The 12,776-nt window shown below is 45.4% G+C and carries 10 protein-coding genes; 2 read left to right on the top strand and 8 right to left on the bottom strand.

Annotated elements, in window-relative coordinates; genetic code table 11:
- Window positions 1-79: 79 nt before the first annotated feature.
- The gene (locus AC27HD_RS09955) at window positions 80-3,220 is read left to right on the top strand and encodes a WD40/YVTN/BNR-like repeat-containing protein (protein ID WP_487105441.1); all 3,141 of its coding nucleotides are present in this window, start codon (window positions 80-82) and stop codon (window positions 3,218-3,220) included.
- Between the two features lie 84 nt (window positions 3,221-3,304).
- On the opposite strand, the gene AC27HD_RS09950 is transcribed toward AC27HD_RS09955, so the two are convergent.
- The 6 genes from AC27HD_RS09950 to AC27HD_RS09925 all read right to left on the bottom strand — a co-directional run bounded on the left by AC27HD_RS09950 (window position 3,305) and on the right by AC27HD_RS09925 (window position 9,338).
- Window positions 3,305-4,426 carry a HupE/UreJ family protein gene (locus AC27HD_RS09950; RefSeq protein ID WP_487105439.1) on the bottom strand — a complete coding sequence of 374 codons (1,122 nt, stop codon included), beginning with the start codon at window positions 4,424-4,426 and terminating at the stop codon, window positions 3,305-3,307.
- 82 nt (window positions 4,427-4,508) lie between these two features.
- Window positions 4,509-5,660 (bottom strand): hypothetical protein, encoded by a 1,152-nt coding sequence (locus AC27HD_RS09945; protein ID WP_487105438.1) that lies wholly within the window; start codon window positions 5,658-5,660, stop codon window positions 4,509-4,511.
- A 146-nt stretch (window positions 5,661-5,806) separates the two neighbouring features.
- Complete coding sequence (locus AC27HD_RS09940) at window positions 5,807-6,334, bottom strand: Ig-like domain-containing protein (protein ID WP_487105436.1); 528 nt, start codon at window positions 6,332-6,334, stop codon at window positions 5,807-5,809.
- A gap of 11 nt (window positions 6,335-6,345) precedes the next feature.
- Window positions 6,346-7,938, bottom strand: a complete 1,593-nt coding sequence (locus AC27HD_RS09935) for a DUF4331 domain-containing protein (RefSeq protein WP_487105434.1) — start codon at window positions 7,936-7,938, stop codon at window positions 6,346-6,348.
- A gap of 168 nt (window positions 7,939-8,106) precedes the next feature.
- Window positions 8,107-8,808, bottom strand: a complete 702-nt coding sequence (locus tag AC27HD_RS09930) for an anti-sigma factor (protein ID WP_487105432.1) — start codon at window positions 8,806-8,808, stop codon at window positions 8,107-8,109.
- Complete coding sequence (locus tag AC27HD_RS09925) at window positions 8,805-9,338, bottom strand: RNA polymerase sigma factor (protein WP_163104344.1); 534 nt, start codon at window positions 9,336-9,338, stop codon at window positions 8,805-8,807. Before AC27HD_RS09925 ends, AC27HD_RS09930 begins: the two co-directional genes overlap by 4 nt.
- 584 nt (window positions 9,339-9,922) lie before the next feature.
- Here AC27HD_RS09925 and AC27HD_RS09920 point away from each other — a divergent pair.
- Window positions 9,923-10,366 (top strand): RDD family protein, encoded by a 444-nt coding sequence (locus AC27HD_RS09920; RefSeq protein ID WP_203565055.1) that lies wholly within the window; start codon window positions 9,923-9,925, stop codon window positions 10,364-10,366.
- Between the two features lie 195 nt (window positions 10,367-10,561).
- On the opposite strand, the gene lptG is transcribed toward AC27HD_RS09920, so the two are convergent.
- Together lptG and lptF are read right to left on the bottom strand one after the other, a co-directional pair.
- Window positions 10,562-11,623: an LPS export ABC transporter permease LptG gene (lptG, locus tag AC27HD_RS09915; protein WP_487105430.1), complete on the bottom strand. Its 1,062-nt coding sequence runs from the start codon at window positions 11,621-11,623 to the stop codon at window positions 10,562-10,564.
- Window positions 11,624-12,724, bottom strand: coding sequence for an LPS export ABC transporter permease LptF (gene lptF, locus AC27HD_RS09910; RefSeq protein WP_269518905.1), 1,101 nt, complete (start codon window positions 12,722-12,724; stop codon window positions 11,624-11,626).
- Window positions 12,725-12,776: the final 52 nt, after the last annotated feature.

The following is a 12,776-nucleotide window of genomic DNA, read 5'->3' as shown; positions in this document are numbered from 1 at the left end:
ATAGAGTCCCACCAAAAATAAATATTGCTGAAAACGGTCCGTGTCAGTTTTTATTGAAAACAAAAAAAGGCGTTCAACAATGATATCACCACGAGCATTAGTGGCTTTAGTTGTGTCTATTACCACACTACTAAGTACATCATTTTCAACCAGTGCATTAGAAGAAACCGTCAGCGCAGAGCTTTTCGACAACATGGAGTACCGATTTATTGGTCCATACCGCGGCGGTCGCTCTGTCGCCGTTGCCGGAGTTGATGGAAAACCTCAACTTTACTACATGGGCACAGCAGGTGGAGGGGTGTGGAAAACCACTAATGCGGGATTGTCGTGGAAGCCAATTTCGGATGAACATTTCGCTGTAGGGAGCATTGGTTCTATTGCCGTTGCGCCCTCAGACAATAACGTTATTTATGTTGGCACCGGCGAAGGTCCTATTCGAGGTGTAACCACAAGTCATGGCAAGGGAATTTATAAGTCTAGTGATGCCGGTGAAACGTGGGAACTCGTTGGTTTAGAAAGTCGCGGTCAAATTCCAAAAATACGTATTCACCCCACTAATCCAGATATTGCTTGGGCTGCAGTTCAAGGCAATATTTGGTCGGCTAATGAGCAGCGGGGTATTTTTAAAACCACTGACGGCGGCAAAACGTGGCAACACGTTTTAAAAGTGAATGGCGATACAGGGGCAGCGGATTTAGCCTTAGATCCGTCTAACCCTAGGGTACTGTACGCCAGTATGTGGCATCACGGCAGAACCCCTTGGTTTATAAAATCTGGTGGTGAAGGCGGCGGTATATACAAATCTACCGATAGCGGAGAAACATGGGAGCAACTTGAAAAAGGCTTGCCTACGCTCATTGGCAAAGTCGGTATCGATGTATCACCCTCTAATCCTAAGCGTTTGTACGCTATTATTGAGGCCGATGAGGGCGGCTTGTATCGCAGTGACGATGCGGGCGCAACGTGGACATTACTGAATGACGACAATATTCTGAAAGCCAGGGCGTGGTATTACAATCATATCAAAGTAGATCCTAACGACGACAACACGCTTTATGTGATGAACGTTCAGCTACACAAATCCATCGACGGTGGCAAAACCTTTGAAATAAAGTCGCTGCCTCACGGTGATACCCATGACATGTGGATTAACCCAGAAGATAGCTTAAACATGATCAACGCTAACGATGGCGGCGCAACCATCACCTTTGATGGCGGAGAGTCGTGGTCGAGCATTTATAACCAACCTACCGCACAGTTTTACCGTGTGACCACAGATAACCTTAAACCCTACTATGTGTATGGTGGCCAGCAAGACAATACCACTATGGCGACGCCCTCTGCTACCTTCGATAGCGGCATAGGCATAGAGGAACAGTTTGCCGTTGGCGGTGGTGAGAGCGCTCATATTGCGTTTAATGCCGACGATCCTTCGCTTATATACGCCACTACTATTAACGGTACGCTTACTGAATTTGATAGAAGCAGTGGGTTAACCCGACCTATCATGCCTTACCCTGAATACGTGTTTGGTCGTAATGCAGAAGACCAAAAGTATCGCACTAATTGGAATGCGCCAGTTTTAGTGTCACAACATAACCCTGATACGGTGTATTACGGGACACAGATGATACTAAAAACCACGGACAGAGGCGTAAATTGGCAAGAAATTAGCCCCGATCTTACCCGTAACGATGCTGAAAAGCAGGGGCTAAATGGCGGTCCTATTACTAACGAGCAGGCGGGCGCTGAATATTACAATACGGTTTTCTATATTGCTGAATCGCCTGTTAATGCTGGTGAACTCTGGGTTGGCGCCGATGACGGCAAACTGCATCTCACTAAAGATGAAGGCAAAAACTGGATAGATATTACGCCCCATAAAAAAGAAGCGCAGGTAAATGCCATAGAACTAAGCCCTCATGCCGAAGGAAAAGCCTATGTAGCGGTTACTGGTTACAAGCTTAACGACTACAGTCCGTATATTTATAAAACGACGAATTACGGTAAACGCTGGACGCGCATCGATAAAGGCTTACCGGAAGACGCTTTTGTAAGAGTGGTTCGTGAAGATAGTCAGCAAGAGGGCATGTTGTTTGCCGGCACAGAAAGCGGAATGTTCATCAGCTTTGATGATGGTGAAAATTGGCAAAAGCTTTCGCTCAACTTACCGCCGGTGGCAATAACCGACCTCAAGGTGAAAGGCGATGACTTGGTGGTTGCTACTCAAGGGCGGGGCTTTTGGATATTGGACGACATAGCGCCACTTCGCGAGGCTAACAATACCTTGGTTGATGAAGCGTTGTTCCAGTTTAGCCCAGTTGATGGGATACGCCTTCTAGCTGGAGGCAATATAAGTGGTCAATTAGAAGCAGAAAATCCTGCGAGAGGAGCCACATTTCGCTACTTCTTAAATGAGGCATTAGATGAAGACGAAACCCTTCGTATAGATATATTTGATACCAATAACCAACTGGTGCGCGCGTTATCTTCTTCAGCAAGTGCGTTTGAAAAATGCGCGAAAGGAAATGAAGACATTCGCAGTCCGCTGAAGTTTACGCATCCACCTACCGATGCTGGATTTAACGCTTTTGAGTGGGATTTACGTCGTCAGCCCCTTAATTGTATTGATAACGTAAAATTATTCGGTGGCTGGAATGGCGCGAGAGTCATGCCGGGGGAATACAAGGCAACAATCACGGTAGGCGAGGTGTCGCAAACGCGCCCCTTTAACGTGTTGCCCGACCCAAGAGAAAATGCTCAGCCGGCGGAATTACAAAAAGTAGAGCAAAGTATTCAGGCGAGTGAAGATGTGCTTAATGAATTATTCGCCCACCTTCAAAAAGCCCGTGATGTCCGTGACCGGCTTAAGCATGTGGCAGCGTCTAACGTCATGCTAGCGAACGACGTGTCAACATCCATCGAAAGCATTGTGAGTGAAATAGATGAATGGGAATCGTTAGTTATCCAGCCCAAACATCAAACCTTCGAAGACGACATTAATTGGCCGAATATGCTCGACAGACAAGTGCGCTTTTTAATGGATAACTTTGATAGCACGGGGGCACCAGCGCAAGCCGGCGCGCTTAAGCGGTTAGACGACCTTGAAACAAAATGGCAGCAATATAAGGTGAAGTTACAAACCTTATTTAACGAGCGAATTGCGCCGTTAAATGAAAAGCTTTCTAAGCAAGGCGTGTACGATTTAGAGAGTTTGTAAAATCGGCATAGGTTGAACAAGGTTACAGAAAATGAAACGCCCCCGTTTGAAATAGATATCAAACAGGGGCGTTTTCTTTTGAGGCTACCAGCGCTGTAAAGTCCAGTTTAATGCAATAATCGCGATGACTGATGAGGCGATAGGCATGATGGTTTTGGCATACACGTGCCAGTTTCGCATTAATACCAGTAGGGGCAGCAGTAGGGATACTATGGCGAGCTGCCCAACTTCAACGCCAATATTAAATGCGGCCACGCTCATTACTAGGCTGTTTGATTGTGCGTTTAATTCTGCAAACACGCTGGCGAAGCCCATGCCGTGAAGAAGACCAAAGCCAAAGGTTAAAAAGCCGAGCCTAAATACTACAGGGAATATATTGTTAAGTGCCGTTAGCATAACGGAAATTGCAATGCCCAGCTCTACCCATCTGCTGTCTAGCGTAATGATATCAAGGGCGGTAGCGGTAAGCGTAATAGAATGAGCTAGGGTGAAGGCACTCACTAAAATTACCGTGTTTTTAACAATATCGCGCTTCTTGTCCTCTTTTTTCCATGAGCGTTGATGTCGAGCTAGGTTCACAGTAAGTAAGGTCGCCACGAGAAAGAGAATATGGTCCAGACCAATAAAAATATGCCAAATGCCTTGGTATACCATTTCAAAAATTTGCGACGTGGTCGACAGTGCTTTAGGCGTCAGGGTCAGTATGCGTTTGTCTTCGGCAATCACCGATGTCAGGGTTTCATCTTGCACATTTACCGTAGTAAGAAGCTTATGGGTTGGCGATATGTCAAAAATACCCTCGTAGCTAATGCTGATTACTCTGCTGTCTTCACTGCCGTCTTCCCTATTACGCGCTTGGCAACTAACCGACAAAGGATAAACGACAAGAGATTCGGCGGAGATAGAACGCGTAGTGGGAGGGGCAGCAGTAACACGACACTTGCCGCTTCCCTGCTTTATCTGTAGCGCGTTGGCAATATAGGCGGCAGCCTGTTGTTGGTTCGCTAACACTTCGCTCCACAATAACTTGCCGTCATTATTAGTGTCTAAATTAGCGGCTTGGCCGATGTCTTCTGGCTTGAGTAATAACTCGCCCTGAAACACGCCAGCTTCCTGCTGGTTCAATGTAAGATATCCACTGCTCAACTCATGAGACACGCATTGTGTGCTAAAAAAAATGAAGAAAAATAATACTACTCGTTGCATAACCTAGCTCTAACTCCGTTAGCTTAACTGTAAAAACGCCCTAGCTCTCAGTGATTTGAGATGTCTGAGAGACCTGAAAGCTCTAAGAAGCCTCAGAGACATGTGTTGCTTGGGCAGCTTCTGCGTCCTTCGTGCTCAGGGCATGTTCCGCTCGTTTCAATAAATGTTCATCGTGTTTGGTTTGGGCATATTCCCAGTTTAGGCGAGCAAACTTTATCGCTAGCTGTGGCTGATAATCTACATCTAGGTAATAGCTTGCTACTTGGGCAGCATGTGATGTGTCCTCTCGCCATGCTCTTATTTGCATGCGCTTACTTAAAAGGCGCATCTCTTTTGTGTCATCTAAGTTTAGGGCCTTTTGTGCTTTCACCCATCTTAACAACAGTGCATCGTCTAAGCGGGATATATCACTGACTTCCTGGCCAAGCACTGTCGTTATAGTGTCATATTGCCCAGTAGCATAATGGGCATCGGCCCATGTTATCAAAGCACTTACTGGCAGCGTTGATAAAGTAAACTCTGATAGCTGCTGAACGGCAAGATTTGGCTTCTCAAGTGCTAGCGCCATGCTTGCTAGGGTTTCTTTATACCATAGATATTCAGCTTCATTAATCGATTCAGCATTCGTAAGTGATGAGTAACGCTCAAACTTTTGCAGCTTGTTATATACATCTTCTGAAGGCGCTATGGAGAAATCGGCATTTAACACACAACCAAAAGCAAGAAGAAAGCTGGTTTTGCCCATTAGCTGTTCGCAGTGTTGTTTCGCCTTGTCGCTTTGACCTCGCTGAATGTTGATATCTGCCAGTAGTAACTGCGCAGCTCCAGAGTGCGTGGTATCAATGGTATTAAGATGTTGAAGAGCATCATCAAATTTATGTACGCCTTGCATCAACCTGGCTTCGAGTATTACCAGGCGCTGTCGCTGCTCGTAGCTAAGTTCTGCCTTTGATGAACGAAGTCTATTCACGAACTGGGTAACTTGCTGGCGCTCATTTCCCGATGCTGATAAGAAACGACTTGCGGTCAAAAGTTTCTCTGCATCAGAAATAGTAGAAAGTGTTGTGGTAGTAGGTTGCCAAGTGGCAATGATGGTGTCTTTAGATACTTCTTGTGTAGCGTCGTTACTTTCAGGTTCTGCATTAACTATTGTTGGCATTAAAAGCAGTAATGAAGCGCTTGCCGTGATTAAAAATGACCAGAAAGTGACACATGAAGGTATAGGTTTGAACATGAAAATTCCCTAAAAAAAAGGCCATCCTTGGCCTTGCGGTTATGCTCTTTTACAACGATTTATTAATCAGCCTTTTATTACGTGCTGTCAAAAAGATTGTTGGTCAATCTAGTTGATAAAAGACAGTCTAATTGATAAAAGACAGTTTAATCGATTAATAGATCGTCAAACGCTGCATCATCAGCATCCTGAGTAAACTCCCGTCCATTGACTGGAAGAGGCTCATCAGTTGGGGCCTGATTAAACGCCGCTCTGGTGTAGCTTGTTACTGATAGTTGCTGAGCTTCAATTGTCACAGTGACGGTTCCAGTCACCTTCTGATTAAAGTTATCGCTAACACTAAAGGTAAAGCTGTCTGAGCCTGTTACCTGAGCGTTAGGCGTGTAGGTGAAGCTACCGTCTGCGTTTACAGCGGCTGAACCTAACGAACCATCTTCTTCCAATGCAAACGAAAGTGGATCGTTTTCAGGGTCAGAAGCGCCAAGCGTCCCTTCAAATGCAATGTCTGCCTGCGTTGTCAGCATGTCATCTACTGCAACAGGTGCTTCATTGATTTCAGGCGCTTTGTTGTCATCATCACTATCAAAACAACCCGATAGAGCTAGTGCCAACGATGTAGCGATCCAAATTCGATGAATGTTTCTATTTGATTTTTTTTCAATAGGTTTATTCATAGTTGTGCTCCTTACTCAGAGCCAGCAATAGGCGTTCTTAGGTATGGGAATGATGAATCAATCATGCTTGCATCCACAGGTGCACCGTCAGTAAATGGCACTGTACCTACGCTTGCATCTTCAGGTGCACACAAACCTAGATCTGTATCTTCACCTGCTACTGGTATTGGGTAGCACAAACGACCCATTACTACGCGAAGCGCAATATCCACAACATCATCACCTGGACGACGACCGTTCGGGAAGCCAGCTAAATCATCGCCTGCTACACCAAATGCCGATTGTGACGCTGCTGGTGTGGCTGGAATACCCGTGTTTAAACGAAGCATTTCAGACGGTGTTACCGTTGCTTGCTGGTTAACACCAGGGAACCCAGTAAGGAACGCTGTTACCAAGTCGGTTCTCGGGAAATTTGTTGGCGCTAATGTTTCAATATCCGTTCCTAGCGTGGTGTTAACCGCGTCTTTAAACAAGATGTTGAGTAGTTCTGGTAGCGACGGGTGAGTAACGTAATCAGCGAACTGACCGTCATCACTTGGGTGCGCACTTGAGAACGTATCTTTGTCACCAATACCGATAACTAATTCATTCACTAGCGGGCTGCCTAAACGAGATACCTGTGTCATTGCACCACCACTTACTGATGGTTTTGCGAACGTTGCATCTGGGTTTAGGATTGTTGCCTGTGGCAAGCTTGCTGTAGTCCAGCTGCCTATTACGCCATTGCCATCACCGGTTACGCACGTTGCAGGTACTTCAACAGAAAGTGACGTTACGTTTTTATCGAGTAAGTCATCATTGTTTTCGCTTTGTGTAATACCGCCAGGAAAACCTTCTCCATCGCCAGCACCCGGCGCACTATCACCTTCAACAGGTACATAATTGACCAAGTCGAATGTTTTACCAAGGTTAACTACAAAGGGGTCTTTACGCTGACCTACGAATACGCGAGCCATGTCATCACAGCCAGGGATAGCAAACGAGTAGATAAAGCTTTCTGCATAACGAGCATATTCAGCTTCACTGGTGAAGGTTTTGTTACCAATATAATCAAGCGGCTTCTTAAACATATCGCCCATTGAAGGCGTTAATGTAGTGCGCTCGCCGCTCTGCATGTCGCCAGAAACCATCGTTAGCGAGTACATTTCAGAGAAGTTTGCCGCGCTTGAATCATCAGCGCTGATACCGCCGATATTTTTAAGCGGTACTTTCACCATTTTTTGGTTGCCTTCTGGACCAATCGGAAGGGCAATGCCTTCGTTATCGGCAGCAAGCATGTTAGTGAAATTAAATACAAAGCTTACGTCTTCAACGGCATCACCATCGCTATCGATGTGAATGGCATAGTGCGCGTTTGGATCCATAGCAAAATAATTTGGACCACCGTAAGCATCTTGCAGTGGAATATAGTTGGCGATAAAGGTTACGTAGCCGTCGCGGCCTTCTTCATAACTGTTAAAAGCGTAAAAATCTGTGCTGTCTACAGCAGGTGCGCGTGTAATGTTTGGCGCTTCTCTGTGACTTGATGCGAAGGCACCAGCAGTAACGGCAGCGCAAGTGAGAGCTATTGCAACCGATAGTGTTTTGCGTTTTAAGATTGTCATTGTGTATCTCTCTGTTTGATGAGTTCATAGAGTTAAACGAGTGAGATGCGTTACTAGATGCAAAAAAAGCAAAAATAATTAAAATAATTGTTTAAAAAAGGTAAATAAAAAGAAAAGGCCGCATTTTTATTAGTAAAAATGCGGCCTTTAGAGCAGTTGAAAAATATTTTATACCGACAAGATTGGCGCGATATAAAGTACTTCGGTTGGCGAACCAGTTTTAGAGCCGCCTGGCTCTTCTAAACTAATCGCGAGGGCGGCTATGCTGCTATCAAGTAAAATGTCCGGCGTGTTTCTACTATCACTGCCCAGTTCAGGCATAAGTCCAAGTGATATCGGCGCTTCACCATTGGCAGGAACCATCCATAGTTCGTAGTCTTTATTAGCAAGTGCAGTGAAGGCGTCGGTCACTTTCACGTCCAACGTGCTTGGTGATACTTCAATCACCCACAGTGGAGTATTATCCGCGTTATTCACCACAGCAATATGCGATACTTCTTCAACAGGAGAAGGTTGCATGACCACAAGCAACACAGCAAGTACTAATGCAGCAGCGGTAGACAGTGCAGACAAGCCCCTCCAGCGATTGCGTTTTGCACGCTCAAAATCAACAATTTGCGCTGATGTGTCCTTAGAATCTGAATGCCCCAAACGCTGTTGAATCACATCCCATACCCGTTCTGGCGGTTGAACGGGGGTAACCGCATCGTTGAAACCCGCTAAATATTGTTCCCATTGCGCAGTGGCGTCGCTCACCGCTTGATACTGCATCATCAATTTTTGATAACGAACGCGGGCCTTTCCTCGTAGTGTCCCTACCACATATTCCGCTGCAAGCGCGTTAAGCGTTTCTTCTTTTAAATAATTCATAGTGATAAGCACCTTTGAAGGCTTTGTAATCCTCTTCGAATCCAGCTTTTTATTGTGCCTAGCGGCGACGATAAATAATTCACCACCTCCTGATGAGATAAGCCATTAATGTAAGCAAGGTGGATAGCTTGTCGTTGTGGTCCGTCGAGTTCATCTAGGCAAGCGGCGAGCTTCTCCTGCTCGCCGCCTAACTTAAAAGCCTGTGGAGTGTCTGGAATAGCGGTAGCATCTTCAGTTAGCTCAACTTCATTGCGTACATTGTGGTAGCGCATCAAATCGAGTGCTCGATAGCGCACAATACTCACCATCCACGTTAATACCGTACCTTTAGTTCGTTGATAGCTTCCTGCATTGTGCCAAATTTTTATGTAGGCATCTTGCGTTGCTTCATCCGCAAGTTCTGGCCGCTTAAGCATTTTAAGTGCTACTGCGTAAAGTTGTGAACTGGTTGTTTTATAAAGCTCGGCAAAGGCGGTTTTATTACCTTCAGCAGTTTTACATAACAGCGGAAACAGGATTTCGTGTTCCATTTTGGCTCCTTGAGTACAGCTATGTGAGCTAGGCCCGTTGCCGTACGTTTATTTATTGTTGTTAGCCATGTTAGCCATAATAAGACTTACACGTTTTTAATATATAACGATCGTCGCGCGCATCTAGATGCACTAAAAGATGCAAAAACCAGTAAGAATGACAATAGCATGCTTTGTGCAATTGTCATTGCTTCCTGATAATTGCCAGCACACATTTTGTGTGTCGTGCCTGTATCTTCTATTCGCTTCTTATTCATTGTGTATTCAGAACGCTCGAAGTGCTTTTAGGTTTAACCCTCTTTTTAATAAAACGCGTAGCTCTAAAACCCAATAAATATGAAAAGCACGTAATTGAGCGGTGTGCGTGTTTATGCAAACTCAAGCTTGTGTCACACTACACCGTGATAATATCAGCACCTAAGTAGTGAAAAGAGAACACCGTGGCAAAAAACAAAACGAGATCTCAACAACGAGTTCGCAATAAAAGTGAGAAAAGTGAAAAAAGTGCTAGCGCTGAGCCGAATACGACCCAGTCTGCCAATGATTTTGGTGAGAGGGCAGGTTTTTTTAGACGCCTTGCTGCCATGGTATATGACGTGCTCGTGGCGGTTGCGGTAGGTATGTGTGCAGCAATGGTGATGATAGTGACGCTAATCGTTATGCTTAAAAATGGCGGGCTCGATATGCAAGGCTTTGCTGAGCCAGCAGACCTCATTCAAGCTTCTACGGGGTATAAGCTATTAATTCAAAGCTGGGTAGGGCTTTGGGTAGCGGGTTTTTTCTTGTGGTTTTGGAAACGAGGTGGCCAAACTTTAGGTATGCGAGCATGGCGTTTACGCATATTCAGCACGGTAGAAGAGCCGGTAACAATGACCCGACTGATAACGCGTTTGGTCGGTTCGCTTTTCGGGCTAGGTACGTTACTGGTTCTATTTGATGTGAAAGAAAAGCAGTCACTTCAAGATAGGCTAGCAAAAACTGAAGTGTTAAAGCTGTCTAAAGAAGCTAACGATCACAAAAGCTGGTAGAACAGTTAAATAAACAAAAAGCTGAAAATAAAAAAGGGCAGTAACACTGCCCTGATCCAGAAAAATTGGCTCAAAACGACTTGGCCCCTAATGACTGTTTTATAACAAATACGTCCAAAACAGGCTGTTTTACAAATAAGAATGCCAAACTTAGCTCAAAACCGATTAGTGCATACCAGCTCAAGCCACAACGTTTTAGCGCCTGAGCATAATGCCTGCCACGGCAGCGAACAGTAGACTTGGTAAAATAGCGCCTAAGAACGGAGGCAGCTGATACACTAAACTCACCGGACCGAACACTTCATTTAAAATAAAGAATCCAAAGCCTGTCAGCACGCCCATAATAACCCGAGCACCCATGGTCACGCTTCTCAGTGGACCAAAGATAAAAGACAGCGCCATGAGCAACATCACACCAACAGAAACCGGTTGAAGTATTTTGCGCCATAGGGCCAGTTCGTAGCGAGCAGGGTCTTGGTCGTTACTTTCTAAGTAATTGACGTAATCAACAAGCCCGGTAATCGATAACGCCTCTGGTTTTACAGCAACAATGCCCAATTTGTCTGGTGTAAGTGTGGAATTCCAACGCTTTCTTTCAAAGCTTTCGCTGGTAATTTGTTGCTCGGTAAAAGACGTGACATCTACATTATTTAGCCACCACCCGTCATCATCAAATGTCCCTGAATTTGCATAGCTGATGCTTTGTAAGGACAAGTCTGGGTTGAAAGTATAAATGCGAATGTCCTTTAATGCGTCTTGGCTGAGTACTTGGCCAATGCTGACAAAACGCTCTCCATCTTTCGCCCATACCAGCTTATCAGACGAAAACAAACTTCCACCAGAAATAGCTTCTGTGCGAATTTGTTTGGCTTTTGTTTCGCTCACGGGGGTTACCCATTCGCCTACTGCCATTACCACAAGGATCATCACGAGGGTGGATTTCATGGCAGAGTTAATGATATTCCACCGGCTTAATCCCGCAGCCTGCATCACTACCAGTTCGCTGTTGCTGGCAAGTACACCCATGCCTATTAAACCACCGAGTAGGGTAGCCATAGGAAAAAACTGCTCTAGGTCACGAGGTAAGCTCAGTATCACGTAGAGAAAGGCAACGAGCATGTCGTAGTCGCCCTCGCCAATTTTTCGTAGCTGCTCTACAAATTTGATGAGAGCGCTTAGGCCAATCAACACGCTTAAGGTTACGGTTACCGTGCCTAGTAATGTGCGAGCGACATATAAATCGAGGATTTTGAACATTTACTTTTTCCCCAGTACCCAAGCGCGCAGCTGCGTGCCGGTTTTCCTATCGCGCACAATTAACACAAACCCAATAACCAACATGACAGCATGAACCCACCATAAGCCCAGCTGAGGAGGCATCTTTCCATCTTCTAATACGCGGCGGCTAGCCAGTAATAATAAGAAGTAGCCCAAATAAAGAAGAATGGCAGGGAACATTTTTCCAAAGCGCCCTTGTCTTGGGTCAACGGCACTTAACGGCACAGCAATGAGCACTAAAAACGGGATAGACAGTGGAATAGCAATGCGCCACTGCAATTCTGCTCGTGCTTCAATACTGCTGTCGTTCCATAACTCTACCGTGGGCAAAACGCTTACCTTTTTACGGGGCTCTTCAGCGGGCTTATCTGCAATTTGAATCTGATATTCGTCAAATTCTACTTTTCGATAGGCCTTGCCAGATTGAGCGCCTTCGTACTGCACGCCTTGCTTGAGAATAAGGTTTCGGGTGCCGTCGGCATTGGTTGCCACGTCACCGCTTTGCGCGTAAACCACACGAACTTGCTCTTTGCTATCGTCGCTCTGGTTTTGCGATAAAAATACTCGCTGAAGCTTATCGTTTTCATCTACATCGTGGGCAAAAATAACCGCCTTTTCGTTCCCGGTTTGTTGAAAACGGCCGGGCATTAGGGCGGAAATGCCTGCTTCATTGCGCGCTTTTTCTCTTAGTTGGTATTCGTTTTCTGCTGCTAGGGGCGCAAAGTATAGGGTGATTGCACCAGTCACTATCATGATCAGCACCGATAGGAACAGCATCACTCTGGTAATGTACCATTCGCTGATACCACAGGCGCGCATGACGGTCATTTCACTATCGACGTATAAACGACCGTGAGCCAGCATTATTCCAAGATAAGCGCTTATCGGAAGAACAAGAGATGATAGTATGGGGGCATAAAGCGCTAGAAAGCCTAAAACGAGCCCGGCTGGGATATCGCCATCAGAAGCGTCACCTAAAACGCGAACAAAGCGTAAAGTGACAAAAATGGCCATTAAGATAAAGAAAATCGCTAGCTGAGATTTAAGCGTTTCCTTAAGTAAATAGCGGAATATCAGCATCTCAGTCTGCCCGGATAATTAGGAATTTTAGTGAAAGAAAGCACAATTTTGT

Source organism: Alteromonas sp. 4NS20-0143, from assembly GCF_057542855.1.
The sequence above is the reverse complement of the archived record's forward strand: the minus strand, read 5'-3'. Positions and strand labels throughout refer to the sequence as shown.

Excerpts from the sequence above, each read along its gene's own strand:
- AC27HD_RS09945 (WP_487105438.1), bottom strand. The coding sequence starts at position 5,660 with ATGTTCAAACCTATACCTTCATGTGTCACTTTCTGGTCATTTTTAATC.
- AC27HD_RS09950 (WP_487105439.1), bottom strand. The coding sequence starts at position 4,426 with ATGCAACGAGTAGTATTATTTTTCTTCATTTTTTTTAGCACACAATGC.
- AC27HD_RS09925 (WP_163104344.1), bottom strand. The coding sequence starts at position 9,338 with ATGGAACACGAAATCCTGTTTCCGCTGTTATGTAAAACTGCTGAAGGT.
- AC27HD_RS09935 (WP_487105434.1), bottom strand. The coding sequence starts at position 7,938 with ATGACAATCTTAAAACGCAAAACACTATCGGTTGCAATAGCTCTCACT.
- lptG (WP_487105430.1), bottom strand. The coding sequence starts at position 11,623 with ATGTTCAAAATCCTCGATTTATATGTCGCTCGCACATTACTAGGCACG.
- AC27HD_RS09920 (WP_203565055.1), top strand. The coding sequence starts at position 9,923 with ATGGTATATGACGTGCTCGTGGCGGTTGCGGTAGGTATGTGTGCAGCA.
- AC27HD_RS09930 (WP_487105432.1), bottom strand. The coding sequence starts at position 8,808 with ATGAATTATTTAAAAGAAGAAACGCTTAACGCGCTTGCAGCGGAATAT.
- lptF (WP_269518905.1), bottom strand. The coding sequence starts at position 12,724 with ATGCTGATATTCCGCTATTTACTTAAGGAAACGCTTAAATCTCAGCTA.
- AC27HD_RS09955 (WP_487105441.1), top strand. The coding sequence starts at position 80 with ATGATATCACCACGAGCATTAGTGGCTTTAGTTGTGTCTATTACCACA.
- AC27HD_RS09940 (WP_487105436.1), bottom strand. The coding sequence starts at position 6,334 with ATGAATAAACCTATTGAAAAAAAATCAAATAGAAACATTCATCGAATT.